This window comes from Burkholderia lata (genome assembly GCF_902499025.1).
GTDB lineage: Bacteria > Pseudomonadota > Gammaproteobacteria > Burkholderiales > Burkholderiaceae > Burkholderia > Burkholderia lata_C.
Genome location: NZ_CABVPW010000033.1, coordinates 1 through 22,164, shown reverse-complemented (window position 1 = coordinate 22,164; position 22,164 = coordinate 1). Strand labels below are relative to the sequence as shown.

At 67.1% G+C, this 22,164-nt stretch carries 19 protein-coding genes and 1 pseudogene; 12 read left to right on the top strand and 8 right to left on the bottom strand.

What is annotated here, in order from left to right:
* Window positions 1–33: 33 nt before the first annotated feature.
* Complete coding sequence (locus tag BDI24065_RS28795; RefSeq protein ID WP_174910680.1) at window positions 34–459, bottom strand: helix-turn-helix domain-containing protein; 426 nt, start codon at window positions 457–459, stop codon at window positions 34–36.
* Between the two features lie 140 nt (window positions 460–599).
* Here BDI24065_RS28795 and BDI24065_RS28790 point away from each other — a divergent pair, with 140 nt between their 5' ends.
* Window positions 600–1,097: a DUF2938 domain-containing protein gene (locus BDI24065_RS28790; protein WP_175034103.1), complete on the top strand. Its 498-nt coding sequence runs from the start codon at window positions 600–602 to the stop codon at window positions 1,095–1,097.
* 246 nt (window positions 1,098–1,343) lie between these two features.
* On the opposite strand, the gene BDI24065_RS28785 is transcribed toward BDI24065_RS28790, so the two are convergent.
* Complete coding sequence (locus BDI24065_RS28785) at window positions 1,344–1,781, bottom strand: MarR family winged helix-turn-helix transcriptional regulator (RefSeq protein ID WP_175034102.1); 438 nt, start codon at window positions 1,779–1,781, stop codon at window positions 1,344–1,346.
* A gap of 121 nt (window positions 1,782–1,902) precedes the next feature.
* On the opposite strand from BDI24065_RS28785, the pseudogene BDI24065_RS28780 reads away from it, so the two are divergent.
* Window positions 1,903–3,432 (top strand): annotated as a pseudogene (locus BDI24065_RS28780) (DHA2 family efflux MFS transporter permease subunit).
* A 37-nt stretch (window positions 3,433–3,469) separates the two neighbouring features.
* Here BDI24065_RS28780 and BDI24065_RS28775 read toward each other — a convergent pair.
* The gene (locus BDI24065_RS28775) at window positions 3,470–4,984 is read right to left on the bottom strand and encodes an acetyl-CoA hydrolase/transferase family protein (protein WP_175034101.1); all 1,515 of its coding nucleotides are present in this window, start codon (window positions 4,982–4,984) and stop codon (window positions 3,470–3,472) included.
* 652 nt (window positions 4,985–5,636) lie between these two features.
* Here BDI24065_RS28775 and BDI24065_RS28770 point away from each other — a divergent pair.
* The 7 genes from BDI24065_RS28770 to BDI24065_RS28740 are packed head-to-tail and all read left to right on the top strand — an operon-like array spanning window position 5,637 to window position 12,846.
* Entirely contained in the window at window positions 5,637–6,317 is a 681-nt protein-coding gene (locus BDI24065_RS28770) for a CDP-alcohol phosphatidyltransferase family protein (protein ID WP_174910694.1), read from the top strand.
* Window positions 6,314–7,120 (top strand): HalD/BesD family halogenase, encoded by an 807-nt coding sequence (locus BDI24065_RS28765; protein ID WP_175034100.1) that lies wholly within the window; start codon window positions 6,314–6,316, stop codon window positions 7,118–7,120. Before BDI24065_RS28770 ends, BDI24065_RS28765 begins: the two co-directional genes overlap by 4 nt.
* Window positions 7,117–8,118 (top strand): HpnL family protein, encoded by a 1,002-nt coding sequence (locus BDI24065_RS28760; protein WP_175013426.1) that lies wholly within the window; start codon window positions 7,117–7,119, stop codon window positions 8,116–8,118. Before BDI24065_RS28765 ends, BDI24065_RS28760 begins: the two co-directional genes overlap by 4 nt.
* A 36-nt stretch (window positions 8,119–8,154) precedes the next feature.
* Complete coding sequence (locus BDI24065_RS28755) at window positions 8,155–8,922, top strand: NTP transferase domain-containing protein (RefSeq protein ID WP_175034099.1); 768 nt, start codon at window positions 8,155–8,157, stop codon at window positions 8,920–8,922.
* Window positions 8,919–10,604, top strand: coding sequence for a phosphoenolpyruvate mutase (aepX, locus tag BDI24065_RS28750; protein ID WP_175034098.1), 1,686 nt, complete (start codon window positions 8,919–8,921; stop codon window positions 10,602–10,604). Before BDI24065_RS28755 ends, aepX begins: the two co-directional genes overlap by 4 nt.
* Entirely contained in the window at window positions 10,601–11,782 is a 1,182-nt protein-coding gene (aepY, locus tag BDI24065_RS28745) for a phosphonopyruvate decarboxylase (RefSeq protein WP_175034097.1), read from the top strand. The genes aepX and aepY overlap by 4 nt, the downstream gene beginning before the upstream one ends.
* On the top strand, window positions 11,782–12,846 hold the full coding sequence (locus BDI24065_RS28740; protein ID WP_175034096.1) for a 2-aminoethylphosphonate aminotransferase: 1,065 nt from the start codon (window positions 11,782–11,784) through the stop codon (window positions 12,844–12,846). The genes aepY and BDI24065_RS28740 overlap by 1 nt, the downstream gene beginning before the upstream one ends.
* A gap of 119 nt (window positions 12,847–12,965) precedes the next feature.
* Here BDI24065_RS28740 and BDI24065_RS28735 read toward each other — a convergent pair whose 3' ends face one another.
* Entirely contained in the window at window positions 12,966–13,721 is a 756-nt protein-coding gene (locus BDI24065_RS28735; protein ID WP_175034095.1) for a carbon-nitrogen hydrolase family protein, read from the bottom strand.
* Window positions 13,722–13,818: 97 nt separating this feature from the next.
* On the opposite strand from BDI24065_RS28735, the gene BDI24065_RS28730 reads away from it, so the two are divergent.
* Together BDI24065_RS28730 and BDI24065_RS28725 are read left to right on the top strand one after the other, a co-directional pair.
* Complete coding sequence (locus tag BDI24065_RS28730; RefSeq protein ID WP_175034165.1) at window positions 13,819–14,757, top strand: LysR substrate-binding domain-containing protein; 939 nt, start codon at window positions 13,819–13,821, stop codon at window positions 14,755–14,757.
* An 84-nt stretch (window positions 14,758–14,841) separates the two neighbouring features.
* Complete coding sequence (locus tag BDI24065_RS28725; protein WP_175034094.1) at window positions 14,842–15,636, top strand: multidrug ABC transporter ATPase; 795 nt, start codon at window positions 14,842–14,844, stop codon at window positions 15,634–15,636.
* Between the two features lie 9 nt (window positions 15,637–15,645).
* Here the strand turns inward: BDI24065_RS28725 and BDI24065_RS28720 are convergent, their stop codons facing one another.
* Window positions 15,646–16,794, bottom strand: a complete 1,149-nt coding sequence (locus BDI24065_RS28720) for an acyltransferase family protein (RefSeq protein WP_175034093.1) — start codon at window positions 16,792–16,794, stop codon at window positions 15,646–15,648.
* 321 nt (window positions 16,795–17,115) lie between these two features.
* Between BDI24065_RS28720 and pip the strand changes: the two genes are divergently transcribed.
* Window positions 17,116–18,048, top strand: coding sequence for a prolyl aminopeptidase (pip, locus tag BDI24065_RS28715; RefSeq protein ID WP_175034092.1), 933 nt, complete (start codon window positions 17,116–17,118; stop codon window positions 18,046–18,048).
* Between the two features lie 68 nt (window positions 18,049–18,116).
* On the opposite strand, the gene BDI24065_RS28710 is transcribed toward pip, so the two are convergent.
* From BDI24065_RS28710 to BDI24065_RS28700, 3 genes are all read right to left on the bottom strand, one after another.
* Window positions 18,117–18,389, bottom strand: coding sequence for a hypothetical protein (locus tag BDI24065_RS28710; protein WP_175034091.1), 273 nt, complete (start codon window positions 18,387–18,389; stop codon window positions 18,117–18,119).
* Window positions 18,390–18,567: 178 nt separating this feature from the next.
* Entirely contained in the window at window positions 18,568–19,614 is a 1,047-nt protein-coding gene (locus BDI24065_RS28705) for a transglutaminase family protein (RefSeq protein ID WP_175034090.1), read from the bottom strand.
* The coding region (locus BDI24065_RS28700) for a circularly permuted type 2 ATP-grasp protein (RefSeq protein WP_254609875.1) at window positions 19,608–22,164 on the bottom strand (2,557 nt) is incomplete at its 5' end. The genes BDI24065_RS28705 and BDI24065_RS28700, both read right to left, overlap by 7 nt.

The following is a 22,164-nucleotide window of genomic DNA, read 5'->3' as shown; positions in this document are numbered from 1 at the left end:
TGCCACTCCAACCCGCCGATGCACGCTCGCCGCCTATGCGCCTTCCGCCTTCGTGCGGCGCGCCGGATGGCGATGCGCGGCGATCCGCAGCAGCTTCTGGAACGACGGGCATTCGAGATGGTTCGATGCCGGGCACACGGCCGCATGCCGCAACGCATCGCGCACGGCGCCGAGACGGCGGATCGTGCGGTCGAGTTCGTCGGCCTTGCCGTCGAGCTTCGCGCGATCGATCGCCGGCAGGCCGTCCGTGCCGACCATCGCGAGGATGTCGTCGAGCGAAAAACCGGCCTCGCGGCCCAATGCAATCAGCGCCAGGCGCTCCAGCACCGACTCGTCGTATTGCCGCCGCAGCCCATGGCGGCCGGTCGGGACGATCAGCCCCTTTTCCTCGTAGTAACGCAGCGTCGACGCGGGCAATCCCGAGCGTCGCGCCACATCTGCAATGTCCAGCCGGCTCATGCTTGACCTCAAGTGAACTTGAGGTTGCAAGATAGTCGCTCGACTCCATAAAGACAAGCCCGGACTGCCATGAAACCGCTGAAACCACGCCCTATTGCGCTGCATCGCGCAGCCCTTTCCTCTCTTCGCGGAGGGTCGCGATGAGCCCGTCCGACGTCCTGCTCAACCTGTTGCTGATCGGTGCGGGCGCCACGCTCGTAATGGATCTGTGGACACTCTTTCGCCGGCGCGCTTTCGGCATTCCGTCGCTCGACTACGCGCTGGTCGGCCGCTGGATCGGTCACATGATGCGAGGCCGGTTCCGGCACGTGTCGATCGGCGCCGCGCCGCCCGTGCCGGGCGAACGCGCACTCGGCTGGATCGCGCATTACGCGATCGGCATCGCGTTCGCGGCACTGCCCGTCGCGATCGCGGGCACGGAATGGATCGGCACGCCGACCCCGCTCCCCGCGCTCGTCGCCGGCCTCGCCAGCGTGGTCGCGCCGTTCTTCGTGATGCAGCCCGCGTTCGGCTTCGGCATTGCGGCGTCACGCACGCCGAACCCGGGCGTCGCGCGGCGGCGCAGTCTCGTCACGCATCTGTCGTACGGGGTGGGGCTTTATCTCGCGGCGTTCACGCTCGCGGCGCTGGCCCGTTGAGCACTTGGACTCGGCAAGGTAGCGTCGGCTCAACCGAGCCAACGTCGACACCCACGCAAGCGCTTCGTCGAGCACGACGCGCGCATCGTCATGTGCCAACCGGACGAAGGCCGCGCCAGGCATCAGCACCCGCGCAGCGGCAATGACAACGCCGCATGCCGGCATCCCGGCGAACGCGGCGTGCTTGCGCGCTGCCACCCGGTGTTTTCAAACCGTTCATCCGGCCTGCCCGGATGGCCGCCCCCGTCACTCCCCGCCGCAGTCGATCAGGTTGTGGCGCATGCGCCCGAGCAGCCGCACGAGCGTATCGCGCTCGTCGGGCGTGAAGCCGCGCAGCCCGTCGTCGGCGACGGTGTCCCCCACTTCGAGCATCTGCGGAAAGATCTCGCGCGACTTGTCCGTCAGCCGGATCACGAATGCGCGGCGATCGTCGTTCGCGATGCGCTCGATCCAGCCATAGCTTTCCATCCGGTCGAGCAGCCGCGTGAGCGAGATCGGCGTGATCTCGAGCCATTCGGCAAGCCGCGCCTGATTCATCTCGCCCTTCCACGTCAGGTACGCGAGCACGCGGCTCTGCGCCCGTGTCAGCCCGATCCGCTTCGCGCGCCGGTCGAACAGGCGTCCGTTCAGGCGGGCGACATCGGCGATCAGATAGCCGATCCGGTTCTCGTAAGTCTTGTCCATGCGGCGATTATAGGGTCAAGCCTGCAATGGCCCGGCGATAAGCGGATATATAATAAGCGTGCTTATAATCCCGACCAGACCGGATCGCCGCCCACGGCGACCGCCCCACGGAGACACCCGCTTGAGCCCCGCCGCCGACGCCCCCGCCTCGCCCGCCCTGAACCGGCCGATGCTGACCCTGTCGATCATGCTCGCCACGCTGATCCAGACCCTCGACAGCACCATCGCGAACGTTGCGCTACCGCACATGCAGGGCACGCTGTCCGCGTCGCAGGACGAGATCACGTGGGTGCTGACCTCCTATATCGTCGCGGCGGCGATCGCGACGCCGCTCACCGGCTGGCTGTCCGACCGGCTCAGCGTGAAACGGCTGCTGATCGTGTCGATCGCGGGCTTCACGGTCGCGTCGGCGCTGTGCGGGCTGTCCGAGACGCTCGTTCAGATCGTCGGAGCCCGGCTGCTGCAGGGCGTGTTCGGCGCCGCGCTGGTACCGCTGTCGCAGTCGATCCTGCTCGACATCAACCCGCGCGAGAAACAGGGCCAGGCGATGGCAATCTGGGGGATGGGCGTGATGGTCGGTCCGATCCTCGGCCCGACGCTCGGCGGCTGGCTCACCGACAGCTACAACTGGCGCTGGGTGTTCTTCATCAACGTGCCGATCGGTGCGTTTGCACTCGCCGGCGTGATGACCTTCCTGCCCGCACGCGCGCCGCGCCCGCACGTGAAATTCGACGCGTTCGGCTTCGCGACGCTAGCGCTCGCGATCGGCGCGTTCCAGGCGATGCTCGACCGAGGCGAACAGCTCGACTGATTCGGTTCGTACGAGATCCGCATCGAGGCGATCGTCGCGGCGCTCAGCTTCGCGTTCTTCCTCGTGCATACGGCGACCGTCGGCAAGGCGTCGTTCTTCAAGTCGGAACTGCTGCGCGACCCCAACTTCGCGACGGGCACGCTGTTCATCTTCGTGGTCGGCGCGGTGCTGTACGCGACGCGCGCGCTGCTGCCGCCGATGCTGCAGAACCTGATGGGCTACCCGGTCGCGACGACGGGCCTCGTCACCGCGCCAAGCGGCGCCGGCACGATGATCGCGATGCTGTTCGTCGGAAGGCTGCTGAAACACGTGGATGCGCGGATGCTGCTGCTCGCGGGGCTGTCGATCTCCGCGCTCGCGCTCTGGCAGATGATGCAGTACACGGTCGTGCTGTCCGAAGCGGACATCGTGTGGCCCGGCGTGGTGCAGGGCTTCGGGCTGGGGCTCGTGTTCGTGCCGCTGAGCGCGCTGTCGTTCTCGACGCTGCCGCCGGACTTGCGTGCGGACGGCACGGCCACCTACAGCCTGATGCGCAACATCGGCAGCAGTATCGGCATCTCGATCGTGCAGACGCTGATGACGCGCAACACGCAGGTCGCACACGCCGACCTCGCGACCCACATCACGCCGTTCAACCCGGCCGTGCAGGCGATGACCGGCAGTCCCCTCGACATCGCGCTGCTCGACCGCACGATCAACCAGCAGGCGTCGATGATCGCGTACCTGAACGACTTCAAGCTGATGTTCGTCGCGACGCTGCTGATGATTCCGCTGTTGCTGCTGATCCGCCCGCCGCAGAAAGCGGCGAGCGTGGAGATCGCGCACGCGGCGATGGATTGACGGGCGCACGCGCGGCGCGCGCCCGCTTCGCTCCGCGTCAGGCCTTCATCGTGCCCGTGCGCACGTAGCGCTCGTGCCACGACAGCGCCTCGGCGAGCAGATGCGGCGTGTGCTTGCCGAAGCTTTCGCGCGACGCGCGCTCGAAGTAATCCTCGAGCATCGGCCGGTAGTCGGGATGCGCGCAGGTCGCGATGACCTTGCGTGCACGCTGCTTCGGCGACAAGCCGCGCAGGTCCGCGAGGCCCTGCTCGGTGACGACCACCGCGACGTCGTGCTCGGTATGGTCGACGTGGCTCGCCATCGGCACGATCCGCGAGATCGCGCCGCCCTTCGCGGTACTCGCCGACATGAAGCACGACAGGTAGCCGTTGCGCGCGAAATCGCCCGAGCCGCCGATCCCGTTCTGGATCTTCGTACCCATCACGTGCGTCGAGTTCACGTTACCGTAGATGTCGGCCTCGATCATCCCGTTCATCGCGATGCAGCCGAGACGGCGCACGAGTTCCGGATGGTTGCTGATCTCCTGCGGGCGCAGCACGATCTTCTCGCGGAACGTCGCGATTTCGTCGGCGAAGCGCTGCACCGCGGCCGGGCTCAGCGACAGCGCGGTGGCCGACGCAAAGCTCAACGTACCGTCCTGCAGCAGGTCGAGCATGCCGTCCTGGATCACTTCGGTGTACGCGGTCAGGTTCGAGAAGCCGGCCGAGCTGAGTTCCGCGAGCACCGCGTTCGTGATGTTGCCGACGCCCGACTGCAGCGGCAGCAGGTTTTCCGGCAGGCGGCCGCGCTTCACTTCATGGCGCAGGAAATCGATCAGTTGATGCGCGATCTGCTTCGACGTCGCGTCCGGCGCGGAGAACGCGTTGCTGCGATCCGGCGCGTCGGTCTCGACGATCGCGACGATCTTGTCGGCCGGGCAGCGCAGGTACGGCTCGCCGATCCGGTCGTCGCTCTTCGTCAGCGGAATCGGCTGGCGGTGCGGCGGCAGCGCGGTGCCGTAATAGACGTCGTGCATCCCGTCGAGGCCGAGCGGCTGGCGCGAGTTGACCTCGAGGATCACGTGCTTCGCGCGTTCGAGCCAGGTCTTGTTGTTGCCGATCGACGCGGACGGAATCAGCAGCCCGTCCTCGCGGATGCCCGCGACTTCGACGATCGCGACGTCCAGATCGCCGTACAGCCCGAACCATGCGTACTGCGCGACGTGGCTCAGGTGGACGTCCTGGTAGTCGACTTCGCCGCCGTTGATCTTGTCGCGCAACGTCGGGTCGGACTGGTACGGCAGGCGCATCGAGATGCCGTTGGTGCGGGCGAGCGCGCCGTCGAGTTCCGGCGCGGTCGACGCGCCCGTCAGCACGTTGATCCGGAAGTCCTCGCCGCGCGTGTGCGCCGCGTCGATGTGGGTGGCAAGCGCGGCCGGCACGGCCTTCGGATAGCCCGACCCCGTGAAGCCGCTCATGGCGACGGTCATGCCGGGACGGATCAGCGCGGCGGCTTCGTCGGCGGTGCGGACGAGCGAACGCAGGGCGGGAGCGAGGATGCGTGATGAAGACATGGCTGGTTTCTGACGCTTTGGTCTGTCGTTGACGTCGCTGGGGGTGTCTCCTGAGCGACATGAAGCCCTTGGGGCCGCGAGGGGCGGCCGGCACCACAGGCACGGTCGGAGTATCGCAGAGGCGATCACCGCGAAATGTCCGCTGAATGAAAAAGATCCTTGCCGGATTTGCCGGGTATCGAACGGCCGTTCTGTGACAGGCGCTCCATTTAAACCGGATGCACGCGAAAGGTGCGCGAAAGCCTGGAGCCGAAAGACCGGCTGACGATCGCCAACCCATGCGCATCAATCGACGGATTTCCACTGGAATTTATTGCCTGTCGATCGGCAATGACCGACACCCGTCCGGCGCGGCCAATTGTCACCCGATGCGGCTTGTCCCGACCTGACGCACGTCAAGCCCGCACGCGCCGCGTGACGTGCGCCGGGAAGCGCGAAAAACCCCGCCGCACCGGCCTGCGAGGCCCGTCCGTCCTTGACAGCGGCGCGCCGCGAACCACACTGGAATACGAACCCGCAGCCCCGTTCGGCCGCCCTTTCGTACATGCGTTTTTTGGCCGGCCGATCGACGCAAGACGCGGTAACACTCCCTCATGTCAGGACATTGATCGAATAAAAAGCAACAAATTACAATTCCGTATATATTTCGCCGATGGACCAAAGAAAAACCGCCACACGTTCCGAACCGCCGCTGCCACGCACCTGGGATGCGCGGCTCGCGCGCTCGCTTGTCCGGCCGCTCGTCGACACGCCCGTCACCCCGAATCACCTCACCACCGTTCGTCTGCTGATCGGCCTCGCCGGCGCCTGGTGCCTCGCGCACGGCGGTTTCGGCTGGAGCAATGCAGGCGCGTTCCTGATCGTGCTGTCGAACTTCGTCGACCACACCGATGGCGAGCTCGCCCGCATCAGCGGGAAATCCAGCAAGATCGGTCATTTTTACGACCTCGCGGCAGACGCGCTCGTCACCGTCGCGCTGTTCGTCAGCATGGGTGTCGGCATCGTCGCCCAGGGCGGCCAGATGGCCGCGTCGCCGGTGCTGCTCGGCGCGGTGGCCGGCGCGGCCGTTGCGCTGATCTTCTTCCTGCGCATGCGGATCGAATCGTTCGCCGGCAAGGCCGGCACCAAGCAGGCATTCGCCGGCGGCTTCGAAACCGAAGACGTGCTCTACCTGCTGCCGCTCGTGACGCTGTTCGACGGCGTCGAGCCGTTCCTGCTCGCGGCGTCGATCGGCGCCCCGCTGTTCGCCGCATGGGTCGTGATCGACTGGTGGCGCATCGTCCGGCGCGGCAACGTTGCTCAGAATCCCACCGAAATCCAGGCTTCCAAATGAATAGCACGCGCGACGACTCCGTGCTGAGCCCAGCACGCCCCGCGCCCGTGCGCGCGGCCGCGGCCGATCCCGATCGCACCGTGGCCGACTGCGTCGGCCCGCTCGACCTCGACCGCCTGCGCGGCGACTACACGCGCCAGGGCTCGTTCCTGTACCTCGACGCATTCCTGCCGGCCGACGCGCACGCGAAGCTGGCGGACGCCGCCCGCGCGATGCAGGCCGGCCTGAACCGCAATTACCTGCCCGGCCACAAGCAGGGCGGCAGCGTGAGCCGCCATACGATCGACGAGCAGGCGCCGTACATCGCCGAACTGTATCGCTCGAAGGCACTCATCTCCTTCCTCGAGAAAGTCACGGGCGACAAGCTGATGCTGTCGCCGGACGACGATCCGCACGCATACGCGCTGTATTACTACACGAAGCCCGGCGACCACATCGGCTGGCACTACGACACGTCGTACTACGACGGCCGCCGCTACACGCTGCTGATCGGCGTGATCGACGAATCGTCGTGCCGGCTCGACTACGAGCTGCACACGCGCAATCCGGACGTGGCCGACGAACCGGGCTCCGTGCAGATCGCCGACGGCGGCATCGTGCTGTTCGACGGCGACAAGCTGCGCCACCGCATCACGCCGCTCGGCCAGAACGAGATGCGCGTGTCGCTCACGTTCGAATACGTGACGAACCCCGGCATGCGGCCGTGGAAACGCTTCATCTCGAACATGAAGGACGCGATCGCGTATTTCGGTTTCCGCCAGGTGTTCAAGCAACTGGCGACGCGACGCACGACCGGGTCATGACGCGCGCCGGCCTGATCCTGCTGTCCCTCGGGACCGCACTCTTCGTTGCACTCCTGGCCTGGCAGGGTGTTGGCGCGGTCGCGTCCACGTTCCTCGCGGCCGGCTGGGGGCTCGCGCTCGTCGCGGTGTTCCACGTCGTGCCGCTCGTGATCGACGCGATGGCGATCTCCGTGATGTTCCGCCCCGGCCAGCCGGGCGCCGAACTCGGCAATGCGCTGCGCGCGCGCTGGGTCGGCGAATCGGTGAACAGCCTGCTGCCCGCCGGGCAGATCGGCGGCCCCGTGCTGATGGTGCGCCACCTCGCGCAGCGCGGCACGCGGATGGCCGACGCGGCGGCGGCCGTCACCGTCAGTACGACGATGCAGGCGCTCGCGCAGATGGCGTTCGCGCTGATCGGCATCGCCGCGTTCAGCCTGTATGCGACGCACGAATCGGTCGCGCACCTGCGCACGCCCGCGCTGATCGCCACCGGCGTGCTCGGCGCCCTCGCCGCGCTGTTTTACGTCGCGCAGCGGCGCGGGCTGTTCGGCCGCGGCCTGCGCCTCGCGTCGAAGCTGCTCGGCCCGCGCGACTGGTCGTCGCTGGCCACCCGCGCCGACGCGATCGACGATGCGGTCGGCGCGCTGTACCGCGATCGTGCGAAGGTTGCGAAGACGTTCGCATTGAGTCTCGTCGGCTGGATCGTCGGCACCGCGGAAGTGTGGCTTGCGCTGCACTTCCTCGGGCACCCGGTGAGCTGGCTCGACGCGCTGCTGCTCGAGAGCGTCGGCCAGGCCATCCGTGGCGCGGCCTTCGCGATCCCGGGCTCGCTCGGCGCGCAGGAAGGCGGCTACCTGCTCCTCGCGCCGCTGGTCGGACTGCCGCCCGACGCGGCGCTCGCGCTGTCGCTTGCGAAACGCGCGCGCGAACTCGCGCTCGGCCTGCCCGGCCTGCTCTATCTGCATTTCAGTGAAAGAAACTGGCAGCGGCGCCGTGCGCCGCAGCCGCTCGCCGACTGATCGTTCAGATCCGCCGGCTTTTTGGTTGGAGAACCCATGCGAGCCATCATTCTTGCGGCAGGCCTCGGCTTGCGCCTGCAACAACCGCCCGAAGCGCAGTTCCCGAAGTGCCTGCTGCGCTTCGACGACGTTTCGCTGCTCGAGCGCCATCTGCGCGTACTCGATGCCGCGGGCGTCGACGAGATCGTGCTCGGGCTCGGCTTTCAGCACGAGACGGTCGAGCAGGAACTGAAGCGCCTCGGCCGCCAGGCCGAGATCGTGATCAACGACCGCTACGACCTCGGCAGCGTGCTGACCGTGCATACCGTCGCCGATGCGATGACGCGCGGCGGCGACGTGCTGCTGATGGACGCCGACGTGCTGTATGACGAGAACATCCTGCACGCGCTGGTGGCCGATGCCGACAAGGCAGTCGATCGCCTGCTGATCGATCGCGACTTCGAGGCCGGCGACGAACCCGTCAAGCTGTGCCTGAAGAACGGCGTGCCGGTCGAGCTGCGCAAGCAGCTCGCGGTCGACCTCGAATACGACACGATCGGCGAATCGGTCGGCTTCTTCCGCTTCACCGAAGGCACCGCGCGCCGCCTCGCGACGATCGTCGCGGGCTACGTCGACAGCGGCCGCGCGAACATGCCGCACGAGGAAGCCGTGCGCGACCTGCTGCTCGAAGGCGGTCATTCGTTCGACGTCGCCGACGTGACCGGCTCACCGTGGATCGAGATCGACTTCCCGAACGACGTCGCCCGCGCCACGCAAGAAATCCTCCCCCTGATTCAACGCACTACCGCAGGAGTCGCACGATGAACGCACGCGAACCCAACTTCACCGAATCGCGCAGCGCACGCCTGCGCCGCATGCTCGTCAGCAGCGACCTCGAATTCCTGATGGAAGCGCACAACGGCCTGTCCGCGCGGATCGTCCGCGAAGCCGGCTTCAAGGGCATCTGGGCATCGGGCCTCGCGATCTCCGCGCAGTTCGGCGTGCGTGACAACAACGAGGCGAGCTGGACCCAGGTCGTCGACGTGCTCGAATTCATGGCGGACGCGAGCGACCTGCCGATCCTGCTCGACGGCGACACCGGCTACGGCAACTTCAACAACGTGCGCCGCCTCGTGAAGAAGCTCGAGCAACGCGGCATCGCCGGCGTCTGTATCGAGGACAAGCAGTTCCCGAAGACCAACAGCTTCATCGGCGGCGAGCGCCAGCCGCTCGCGGAAATCGACGAGTTCTGCGGCAAGATCAAGGCCGGCAAGGATTCGCAGACCGATCCCGACTTCTCGATCGTCGCGCGTGTCGAAGCGTTGATCGCCGGCTGGGGGATGGACGAGGCGCTGCGCCGCGCGAACGCGTATGCGGAAGCCGGCGCGGACGCGATCCTGATCCACAGCAAGCTGTCGCGCCCGGACGAGATCCTGCAGTTCGCACGTGAATGGAGCGGCAAGGCGCCGCTCGTGATCGTGCCGACCAAGTACTACAGCACGCCGACCGACGTGTTCCGCCAGGCCGGCATCAGCACCGTGATCTGGGCGAACCACCTGATCCGCGCATCGGCATCCGCGATGCAGGCGACCGCGCGCGAGATCTACGAGAGCGAAACGCTGATCAACGTCGAGGACCGCGTCGCATCGGTCAACGAGATTTTCCGCCTGCAGGACGCCGACGAGTACTCGGCGGCCGAGCGTATCTACCTGTCGTCGTCGTCGCGCGCGTCGAACGCGGCGATCGTGCTCGCCGCGAGCCGCGGCAAGGGCCTCGAAGCCGTGACCGAAGACAAGCCGAAGGTCATGCTGCCGGTCGCCGGCAAGCCGCTGCTGCGCTGGCTCGTCGACGGCTTCAAGACGCACGGCGTGAACGACATCACCGTGGTCGGCGGCTATCGCGCCGACGCGATCGACACGTCGGGCATCAAGCTCGTCGTCAACGAACGCCATGCGCAAACGGGTGAACTCGCGTCGCTCGCGTGCGCTGCCGAACGCCTGACCGGCGACACCGTGATCTCGTACGGCGACCTGCTGTTCCGCAGCTACATCGTGCGCGACCTCGCGGAGAGCGAGGCCGAATTCAGCGTGGTGGTCGATTCGTCGCTCACGGAGACCAACCAGAGCGTGCGCGATTTCGCACTCTGCTCGGCCGAGGACGATCGCGGCCTGTTCGGCCAGAAGACGTACCTGCAACGCGTATCGAGCGACGTCGCCGCCGGCACGCCGCACGGCCGCTGGATCGGCCTGCTGAACGTGCGCGGCGCCGGTGTCGACCGCCTGAAGGCAATGCTCGCGACGCTGCAGGCGCGTCCTGATTTCGACACGCTCGACATCCCGTCGCTGCTCAACGAGCTGATCGCCGCCGGCGAGAAGATCGAGGTGCAGTATGTGCACGGCCACTGGCGCGGCGTCAACGATCTCGAAGACTTCCGCCGCGCGGGCGACTTCGCGCACGGCCAGACGCCGCTGTCCGAACCGGGCGCCGGCAACGGGGGCGCGCAATGATCGAAGCGGCCCAGTTCGTCGAGGCCGCGCGCGAGCGCGGTTTCGACTGGTACGCGGGCGTGCCCTGCTCGTACCTGACGCCGTTCATCAATTACGTGCTGCAGGACCCGACGCTGAATTACGTGTCGGCCGCGAACGAAGGCGACGCGGTCGCGCTGATCGCGGGCGCGACGCTCGGCGGCAAGCGCGGCATTGCGATGATGCAGAACTCGGGGCTCGGCAACGCGGTGAGCCCGCTCACGTCGCTCACGTGGACGTTCCGCCTGCCGCAGTTGCTGATCGTCACGTGGCGCGGCCAGCCGGGCGTGGCCGACGAGCCGCAGCACGCGCTGATGGGCCCGATCACGCCCGCGATGCTCGACACGATGGAGATCCCGTGGGAGACGTTCCCGACCGACCCCGAACAGGTCGGCCCGGCACTCGACCGCGCGATTGCGCACATGGACGCGACGGGCCGCCCGTACGCGCTCGTGATGCAGAAAGGCAGCGTCGCGCCGTATGAACTGAAATCGAACCCGGCCGCGAAGCCGCGCGCGCATGTCGTCGCGCAGTCGTCGTCGCGCGCCGCGTCGGCCGAAGCCTGGCCGACCCGCCAGGACGCGCTGCAGCGCGTGATCGCGCACACGCCGGTCGATTCGACCGTCGTGCTCGCGTCGACCGGCTTCTGCGGCCGCGAACTCTACGCGATCGACGATCGTCCGAACCAGCTGTACATGGTCGGCTCGATGGGCTGCGTGACGCCGCTCGCACTCGGTCTCGCGCTCGCGCGCCCCGACCTGCGCGTGGTGGCCGTCGACGGCGACGGCGCCGCGCTGATGCGCATGGGCGTGTTCGCGACGCTCGGCACCTACGGCCCGGCCAACCTCACGCACGTGCTGCTCGACAACGGCGCGCACGAATCGACGGGCGGCCAGGCCACCGTTTCGCAACATGTTTCGTTCGCGGGTGTTGCTGCCGCGTGCGGGTATGCGTCGGCGGTCGAAGGCGATACGCTGGACGTGCTCGATACGGCGTTGGCCGAGTCGCACGACGGTGCGCAGTTCGTGCGCCTGGCGATCCGCACCGGCGTGCCCGACGGCCTGCCCCGCCCGACCGTGACGCCAGTCGAGGTCAAGACCCGTCTGATGCGGCACATCGGCGCCGCGCAGACCGAAGCCCACGTTGAAGGAGCCCATTGATGCTGCTGCTGAATCCCGGCCCGGTCACGCTCACCGAACGCGTGCGCCGCAGCCTGCTGCAACCCGACCTGTGCCATCGCGAAAGCGAATTCTTCGATCTGCAGGATGAGGCGCGTGCGCGCCTCGTCGCCGCGTACGAACTCGATCCGGCCGAGTGGACGGCCGTGCTGATGACGGGCTCGGGTACGGCTGCCGTTGAAAGCATGATCGCTGCGCTCGTGCCGAAGGACGGCAAGCTGCTCGTGATTGAGAACGGCGTATACGGCGAGCGGATCACGCAGATCGCGACGCAGTACGGGATCGCGCACGACGTGCTGAAGCATGAGTGGATGCAGGCGCCGGATCTCGCGCAGATCGGTGCGCGACTCGATGCGGGTGGTTACTCGCACGTCGCGGTGATCCATCACGAAACGACGACGGGCCGCCTGAACGATCTCGGTGCGATCGCGGAAGTCTGCCGTTCGCGCGGCGTGAAAATGCTCGTCGACGGCGTCAGCAGCTTCGGCGCGGAAGCGATCGATTTCGCTGGTGGCGACATCGATGCTGTTGCGGCAACCGCGAACAAGTGCCTGCACGGTGTACCGGGCGCAGCGTTCGTGATCGTGCGCCGCAGCGCGCTCGCGAAGGCCGCAAGCCGCACGTATTACCTCGACCTCGGCCGTCTCGCGAAGCTGCAGGACCAGCGGAATACGCCGTTCACGCCTTCCGTGCACGCGTATTACGCGCTCGTCGAGGCGCTGCGCGAGTTTGATGAGGCTGGCGGCTGGCGTGCGCGGCATGCGCATTACAAGGCGCTGGCTGACCAGGCGCAAGCCGGGCTTGCCGAGCGCGGGATGCCGCTGGTGCTGCCGGAAGGGGAATCGTCGGTTGTGCTGCGTGCGTACCGGTTGCCGCAAGGTGTGACGTACGAAACGCTGCATGACGGGCTGAAGGCGCGTGGCTTCGTGATCTACGCGGGGCAAGGCGGGTTGTCGAAGGAACTGTTCCGCATCTCGACGATGGGCGCGATTCAGGCGGCTGATGTTGAGCGGTTGCTGGAAGGGTTTACGGCGCTGACGCGGTAAGCGTTCGCCCTTCCCTTCTGTAGTCGACGAAAGGCCCGCAAGGGCCTTTTTTATTTTTCGTAGATTGCAACGGTTGAGCGCGGCGAGGGCCCCGGCACTGGTACTGGCAAAAGCAGGCGCTACGCCGCCCTGATCGCCACGACGGACCCGGCCCAGCCCTTCGCTCCTTCGGTGGCGATGACAAGCAAGTCGCCGGTGCCCGGCGCAGCAACCACCCGCTCACCGCCCTCTGCCCAGATCGCACTACGCCCCGCCGACTCCCAACCCCCGGTGATGCCGCCATGGTTGGCCATCAGTACGACCATGTTGTGTTTGGCCGCATAGCCAGCCAACAGCCCGGTATCGTACGCGTACCCGTTGTCTGTAATCAGCGCGCTCGCCGCATAGACACGCGCGCCCGAATCTGCCGCGCTCGCCGCGTGGGTGGCATGCGAGAAATCGGCGCAGATGGCCAACGCGATCGAGTTCCCGTCGATGGCCACCTCCGGGCCGCCGTTTCCGGCCGCAAATACGAGGTCTTCGCCTGGATGCAGATGCTGTTTCGTGTGCGCGTGGATTCCATGAACCCCGAGCGTGAATGCGCCGATAAACACATCCGGCCGGCCTTCGTGCCTCAGAGGCGCACCCACGACGACGGTCACGCCCAGCCGCTGCGCGTCGGCCAACAACGGAAGGAGCCGTGGGTCCTCGCGCGTCATGGCGAGTTGACGCCCAAGCTGCCGCTCGTATCCCGTCAAGGACAGTTCGGGAAATACCAGATACTTGACGCCGTGTTCCGCGGCGGCATGGACGAAGGTCAAGTGCCGAGCCACGTTGGCTTCAATGTCTCCTGCTTGGGCGCTGAACTGCGCGGCGGCGATCGTGAAGGTGTTCATGAGGGATAGAGTCGGTTGTTCGCACAGGCTCTCGAAGTATCAAGGTCATGTTCCGAACCGACTACAATGGATTCTTATTGATCTATTGAGTTTTGTTATGTCGCCGCGGGATATCGAGATCTTTCGAGCACTGATGACCGCCGGTACGACAGCGCGCGCAGCCGAGTTGCTGGGTGTCAGCCAGCCTGCGGTCAGCCAGGCCATTCAGCGGGTAGAGTCATTTGCCGCCATGCGATTGTTCGAGCGCGTTCGGGGACGAATGGTCCCGACGAACGAGGCGAATGTGCTCATGACTTCGATCGAGCGGTACTTCGTGGGCTTTGAAACCGTCGAGCACGTGATTCGCAGCCTGGGCTCGTACCAGCAGGGGCGTCTCGTGATTGCCTGCTTCCCCGCGTTGGGAAACTGCTTTCTGCCGCGCGCCATCGCCGGGTTTCATCGCGACTCGCCCGGCATTCAGCTTTCGTTGCAGGTCATGAGTTCCCGCGAGGTGTATCAGCAGGTTCAGTCCGGCGTGGCCGACATCGGCTTGATGGCTAGCGAAATGCCGACTTCCGGTCTCGAGCATTCGATATTCAGTGCACTGCCTGGCGTCATCGCAATGGCACCCGATCATCCGCTGGCTCGACGGGCGGTCGTCACGCCGGCGGACCTTCAATCCGATCACTTCATTTCGCTGAATGCGGAAGATGTGACACGACGGGCGCTGGAAGCAGCACTGGCACACGAAGGGGTCACGCTGCGGACAATCGTGGAAACGCCCTACTCGATCAGTGCCTGCGAGTTTGCACGGAATGGCGTCGGGCTTGCGTTTGTCCACCCCGTCGCGGCCATCGACTTCATTCCTCGCGGGCTCGTCATCAAACGCTTCGCGCTCGACGTTCCGTTCGAGGATCGGATCATCTTCCGCCCGGGCAAGCCCATGTCCGAGCATACGAAATCGATCCTGAAACTGCTTCGACTGCAACTGGACAAGGACTGCAAGCAGTTGCAGCTCGCATTGAAGGGAAGGAAGAATACGGGGCGTCACGCGTGACCTGTTCATCGCGCGTTGGCCGACCGCTCCTGATCGGCAAGCGACATCCACGGCATCCATGAAGAACCTTTTTTCATCGTGAACATGAGCATCCTTCGCTTCGCCCCGCTGCTGGCGCTTGCCGCCGCCTCCACCGTTCAGGCTGCCGACAACCAGGCCTGTGATGACGCGACCGTCGTTGCGGTCGCCCGCTGGGCCGGCATCGCGAACGCACGCCTCGCCACGCGCGACACGAACCGGCTCGTTGTCGCGTCCGCATGCAAGGTCATGCCGAATGCGCCGGAAACGACGATCGCGGCCGTCGCGTTCGATTCGCTGCCGAAAAGCAAGAACCCGGACGAAAGCAACAAGCTGCAGGTCATCGCGCTCGTCGAAGGCGGCAAGGTCGTGGCGGCCGAACGGTCGGTGGTCGAAGAAGATGCGGCAACGGAGATCGACGCGAGCAGCTATCGCATCGATACGGCGCCGTACCGGCTGTCGCCTGATGTGCGCGCGTTTGGCGTTGTATTCACGAGCAGCGCGCGCGGGCCGAGCTGCCCCGATGCCAACGCCAGCGAGGAGCTGACGCTGTGGGTACGCGAAGGCAATCGCTTGCGTCCGGTCTTCGGTACCAACCTCGCCGGCTGGGTCAACACCGACGACAAGCATGCGGTCTGCAGCCCCGGCGGGAGCGACGACGCAATCGTATCGGCAACCATGACGATCGGCGTCGAGAAGACTTCGAGCCACGGGTTCGCCGACCTGTCTATCACCGCACGTGTCGACCCGCCGCAGCGCAAGGACAAGCGCCCGGTCCGCACGATCGTCCGCTACGACGGCAAGTCGTACGGCGTCGATATGTACCGGAACTTCTGGTATCCGCCTTCGGTGCTCAAATGACGTGGCGGCCTACTCCGCCACCTTCGCTCCGATCGCCTCCGACGCCGGCATCCGCAGCGCGTCGTCGCGTACACGTCGCATCTCGCGCGCCGAATACCGATCCTTCAGCCGCAGGAACGGTTTTTCAACGAGGAAGTAGCTGGCCGTCGCGGCCATCAGCGCCCACACGATGCCAAGCGGAAACGCATGCGGGACCTGTAGATCCGGATTCGCGAACGGCTGCTGCCACAGATAAAGACTGAACGAGATCGTGCCGACGAACACGACCGGCCGCGTACGCAGCCACCGCGCACACCAGAACTCACTACGGAAATTCAGCACGACGATCACGATCGCGATCAGCGCGGCTTCGAGCGTCACGCCGTACGTCGCATTCCAGAACCCGCCGAGCCGATGTTCGGCGAGCGGCATGCCGATCAGCACGATCACGATGATCGCCGTCACGATGCGCGCCTCGCCGCGCCACGAGCGAATCCACGCTTCCAGCCGTTCGCGGTTGAGCGATGCATAGCAGCCGATCAGGATCGGATCGACGCCCGTGTGAAGCATCATCCCGAGTTGCCCGCGCAGCGCGGGCGCAACGAAGTACGTGACGGCGCGCACCAGCGGCACGATCAGGATCAACGCGGCCAGCCAGCGCGTGCCGCCGCGGCGCATCCCGTACACGAACAGCAGCGGCCAGAACCAGTAGAACTGTTCCTCGAGCGCGAGCGACCAGAAATGGCCGAGATACCACGCGCCGTCCGGATGCAGCGCGTTGTCGCCGGTCAGCCCGAACCACGCCGAGTAATTCCACAGGTGCAGCGCCGCATACAGCCATTGCCGGCGGTCGACGTCGAACCAGCCGGCGAAGGCCACGATCGCGACGGCCGCCAGATAGACGTAGCAGGCCGGCCAGATCCGCAGCGCGCGACGCACGTAGAACGACGTCAGCGCGATGCCGCCGGTGCGCGCGAACTCGGCGCGCAGCACGTTGGTGATCAGGAAACCGCTGAGGACGAAAAAAATCAGCACGCCGAGCCGGCCGTCGGCGATCAGCCGCAGCGGCGCGTACCAGCCTGTGTAGCCGCCGGGCAGCACATGCTCGGCGTGTCCGACCACGACCATCGCCACCGCGACGGCGCGCAACCCGGTCAACTGCGTGACGCGATGGTTCATCGGCTGGTTTCCGTTGGCACGGTGGATGGGCAGCAGACCGGCGCCCCCGCTTCGGCACGCCGGTATGCCGCCGGGATTTTGTATGAAAAATATCGGAATGAAATTGCTTCAAAAATCCCCGGGCCGGCAACGGCGGCCACGCACGCTGGAACGAGCCGACGCCAGGGGCTGCGAATGGGCATAATGACAAGCCTTGCCCGGCGGCGGCCGGTCCGATGCCAACACAACGATTTTTGCGGCGGCGCAATATTCGTAACCCCCCGCCCGCACACCGGCCCGCGCCTCGTCCGCCTCCTGTCGACCCTTACCCGGAGCCTGCCTGTGTACCCACCGATCGAACCCTACGCCCACGGCCACCTCGATACCGGCGACGGCCACCGCATCTACTGGGAGCGATGCGGCAACCCGGCCGGCAAGCCCGCCGTGTTCCTGCACGGCGGCCCCGGCGCCGGCTGCAGCCCCGACCATCGCCGCCTGTTCGATCCGGAGCGCTACGACATCCTGCTGTTCGACCAGCGCGGCTGCGGGCGCTCGACACCGCATGCAAGCCTCGAAAACAACACGACCTGGCATCTGGTCGCCGATATCGAGCGCCTGCGCGAGATGGTCGGCGCGGAAAAGTGGCTCGTGTTCGGCGGTTCGTGGGGCAGCGCGCTGTCGATCGCCTATGCAGAAACGCACCCCGAGCGCGTGAGCGCACTGGTCGTGCGCGGCATCTTCACGATGCGTCGCGCGGAATTGCTGTGGTACTACCAGGAAGGCGCGTCGTGGTTGTTCCCCGACCTGTGGGAAGACTTCCTTGCCCCGATTCCGGAAGCCGAGCGCGGCGACCTGATGGCCGCCTACCATCGCCGGCTGACCGGCAACGACGAAACCGCGAAGCTCGAAGCCGCCCGCGCGTGGAGCATCTGGGAAGGCCGCACGATCACGCTGCTGCCCGACCCCAGACTCGCCGCGCACTTCGCGGACGGTCACTACGCACTCGCGTTCGCGCGAATCGAGAACCACTACTTCGTGAACAAGGGCTTCGTCGAGGAAGGCCAGCTGCTGCGCGACGCGCACCGCCTCGCCGGCATTCCGGGCGTGATCGTGCAGGGCCGCTATGACGTCGCGACACCGGCGCGCACCGCATGGGACTTGTCGAAGGCATGGCCGGAGGCGACGTTCGAGATCGTGCCCGGCGCCGGGCACGCGTACAACGAGCCGGGGATCCTGGAAGCGCTGATCGCGGCAACGGACCGGTTCGCCACGTAAGCGTAATCAATGCAATGCAACGCGGTGCGTGCGGCCGTGCCCACCGGGTACGCTCACGCACTGCCCGGTCAAAGCGCGGTTTCGACGATCGTCCTGCCGCTGATCGCCCGCTCGACGAGCTGCTCGTCGCCGACCTTGCGGATCGCATCGTCGAGCAACCCTTCCGGCGCTTCGGTCGCCACCTTCAGCAAGCCCGACAGGCCGCGCGCGTCGAGCACCACCAGCGTCTCCATCGAATCCGCACGGCTCACGAGCACGCGGCGCCACGCCGGCCCCGCGCCGAAGCTCGCGCAGAGCGCAATCGTGTCGCTGCCGAGCGTGTAGTCGAAGGTCTTGATCATGATCCGCCGCCGTTGCAAGGGAATGGCGATGCGCGACGGTGCGGCGCCGTGACGTCGACGCACCCGCGCGTGCCGCCGGCGCCCCGGACCGAGTCCGATCCGTTCGCCGGCATGACCATGCTAGGCGTGCAGTATTAACGAAGACTTAAAGCGCATTCGCGCAGGCACGCGGCATGCGTCATGGCGCATCGAGCGGCTCGACCGTCACACCGACCTTCAGCTCCTGATCCGCACCGCCGCCGCGGATCACGCCGCGCAGCGGTGTCACGTCCGCATAGTCGCGGCCGATCGACAGCATCACGTAGTCGTCGCCCGGCGCGCGATCGTTGGTCGGATCGAGCTGCAGCCAGCCGTTGTCCTCGGGCCAGGCCGGGTCGTACACCTCGACCCACGCATGCGACGCGTCGGCGCCGATCAGCCGCGGCTGCCCGGGCGGCGGCTGCGTGAGCAGGTAGCCGCTCACGTAACGCGCGGCCAGCCCGAGCGAGCGCAACGCGCCGATGATCACGTGCGCGAAATCCTGGCACACGCCCTTGCGCAAGCGCAGCGCGTCGAGCGCCGACGTCGTGATGTCGGTGCTGTTCGGCGTATACGCAAAATCGGCATGCACGCGCCGCATCAGCTCCCAGGCGGCCTGCACGAGCGGTCGTTGCGGCGTGAAGCTGGCGGCCGCATACGCGGCGAGTTCGGGATCGCACGCGACATGCGGCGACGTAAACACGAATTCGCTCGCCGCGTCGTAAGGCTGCCCCGCGCGGAACCGCAAGCGGTCGCGCACGGCTTCCCACGCGGTCGCCTGTTTCGCATCGGGTTTCGCGATGGCAGGCGGCGGCGCGCCGCGCGCACCGCGCGACCATACCGGCGGCGTCACACGTACCGTGCTGCGGCTGCGCACGAGCAGCGCATCGTGCGGCTGGTTCAACGCAAACGACGCGCGCGCATTGCCGAACGCATCGATCTCGGTACCGACCGATTCCGGCGCGGGATCGATGTCGAGCGCGAACGACAGCACCTGCTGGCGCGGCGTGACGAGCGGTTGCAGGCGAGCCTGGTGCTGCGCCGATTCGACACGCGCCGCGTAACGGTATTCGGTGTCGTGCGTGACGCGCAGCAACCGGCCCAGCGCAACGTCGACCTTTGCGGCCGGCGCCGATGGTGGTGCCGATGTGTTCCGCGCATCGCCGGAACCTTGTGACGCTTTCGCCGCGCCTTTCGTCGTCACCATAACGTCCTGCCCGCCTCGCGCACGTGGCTGAAATAGCGCTCGCCGATCCGGTTCGACAATTCCCATACCGCCTTCACCGTCGTGTCGAGCGCTTCGAGCAGCTTGTCGTGCCGGCCGCCGTCGGCGGTTTCGCACAGCTCATGCAGCGACCATGCCGGGACGTCGGGAATCGTCTCGGCCAGCTCGGACAGCGCATAGCCTTCGCTACGTTCGACCTTCGTCAGCCGGCCGCGCAGCGCCTGCACGACCCAGCCGAGCGAGCGCGGGTTGTCGGTATCGAGCACGACGAGCGACAGCAGCGGCGCGACGTCGAAGCCGCGCTGGAACCGCGAACGGAACGTGATCGTGCTGTCGAACAGCTCCAGCACGAGCTCGAAGCCGTCCTGCCGGTGCACCGCGCCTTCGTCGAACGCAGCCTTCAGCACGCTGCACAGGAAGTCCAGCCGGTCGATCTGCCGGCCGATCGACAGCAATCGCCAGCCGTCGTCGCGCGTCATGTTGTCGGTCTGCGCGCCCGTGATCGCGCCGAGCAGCAGGCCGAGGCGCTCCAGCAACTGCAGCGCCTCATTGCCGATCTGCTCCTCGGCTTCCGGCAGGCCCGCGCTGTCCGCGAACAGTTGGGTCGCATCGTCGATCAGCCGCCATTGATCGCTCGACAGTCGTTCGCGAATCGCGGCGGCCGCACCACGCATGCCGAACAGGCACGACGCGATGCCCGACGTGCGATCGGCACCGCGCGTCAGCGACGTCGCGAGCGTGTGCTGGAACGCACGCGGCGCATCGACGGCGTTCGGTGCATCGGCCGCGATCAGGCCCGTGTCGCGGCAGAGCGTATCGAGCAGCTCCAGGTGCGCGGGGCTGTCGACGTCGTCCTCGCCGCGCAGCCGTTCCAGTGCGGCGCGCGCGAGGCGCATCAGGTTGGTCGCGCGCTCGGTATAGCGGCCGAGCCAGAACAGGTTCTCGGCCGCGCGACTCGCGATTGCGCGCGGGCGCTCGACGAGGTCGTCGGGGCCGAGGTGCGTCTGCAGCAGCGTCGTCGAATCGACGATGCCTTCGGTCATCACCCACGTATCGACCGTGCTGCCGCCACGCGGCATCGGCGCGTTGAACAGCGTATCGCGCGTACCGACTCGCGACAGCCCGCCCGGCAGGAGCCGCCAGCGCTGCGCACCGTCGGCGAGCGCGAACACGCGCAGCAGCACCGGCTTCGGCACGATGCGCGCGCCGCCGTGGCTGTCGGGCGCGTCGTGGCGCGGCCAGGTCGGCGCCTGCGACAGCGGCAGGTCGGCCTGCACCGTGTAGTGTTCGGGCCGCGCGAGGATCCGCGCGCGCCACTCGGCCAGCTGCGCCTGCGTGAGCCGCGCGCCGATCACCGGCTCGAACGGGCCGCCGGCCTGCACGTCGGGTGGATAGGATGCCTTCACGATGCTGCGCGCAAGCTGCGGCAGCGCGTCGTCGCACGCAGCCGCTTCACCGCACCACCACGAATGGACGGCCGGCAGCGTCAGCGTTTCGCCGAGCAGCCCTTCCGCGAGACGCGGCATGAAGCCGAGCATCGCCGGCGACTCGAGGAAGCCCGAGCCCGGCGCGTTCGCGAGCAGCACGTTGCCCGCGCGCACGGCCTGCAGCAGCCCCGGCACGCCGAGCATCGAATCGGGCCGCAGTTCGAGCGGATCGAGCCACGCATCGTCGACGCGTCGCAGGATGCCGTGCACGGGTTCGAGCCCGCGCAGCGTCTTCAGGAACACGCGGTTGTCGCGCGCGGTCAGGTCGCCGCCTTCGACGAGCGTCAGGCCGAGGTAGCGCGCGAGATACGCGTGCTCGAAATACGTCGCGCTGTGCGGCCCCGGTGTGAGCAGCACGATCCGCGAATTCTTGCGGGCCGGGCTGAGCGCCTGCATGCTCTGCAGCAGCGCGCGGTACGCGGACGCGAGCCGCTGCACGCGCAGCCCGCGAAACCCTCGCGGAAAGAGCCGCGACACGATCAGCCGGTTTTCGAGCAGGTAGCCGAGCCCGGCCGCGCCCTGCGTGTGCTGCGCGACGATCCGCCACTGCCCGTCCGGGCCGCGCGCGAGATCGAACGCGACGACGTGCAGCCAGGTATCGCCCGGCACGCGTGCGCCACGCATCGCGCGTAGATAGCCGGGATGCGCGGTGACGAGCGCGGGCGGCAACAGCCCGCGCTCGAGAATCGTCTGCGGCCCGTACAGGTCGGCCAGCGTCGCGTTGAGCAGCCGCACCCGCTGCAGCACGCCGCGCTCGATCGCGACCCAGTCCTCGGGCGTGACGATCAGCGGCAGCAGGTCGAGCGACCACGGGCCGGCCGCGCCGTCGCCGGCGCGCTGTTCGTGCAGTTGATAAAACAGGCCGTTCTCGCGCATACGCCGGTGCAGCGCGTCGGCGCGGCGATCGAGGTCGGCCACGCCGTCGCTGCCGATCGACGTGAAGAAGCTGCGCCACGCGGGCGCGAGCGCAGGCGCGTTCAGGCCGGCCGCGCTGCCGCGCAGTTCGTCGTAGCGGCCGGCAGCGGCCGGCGCCGCGAGCGCGGCG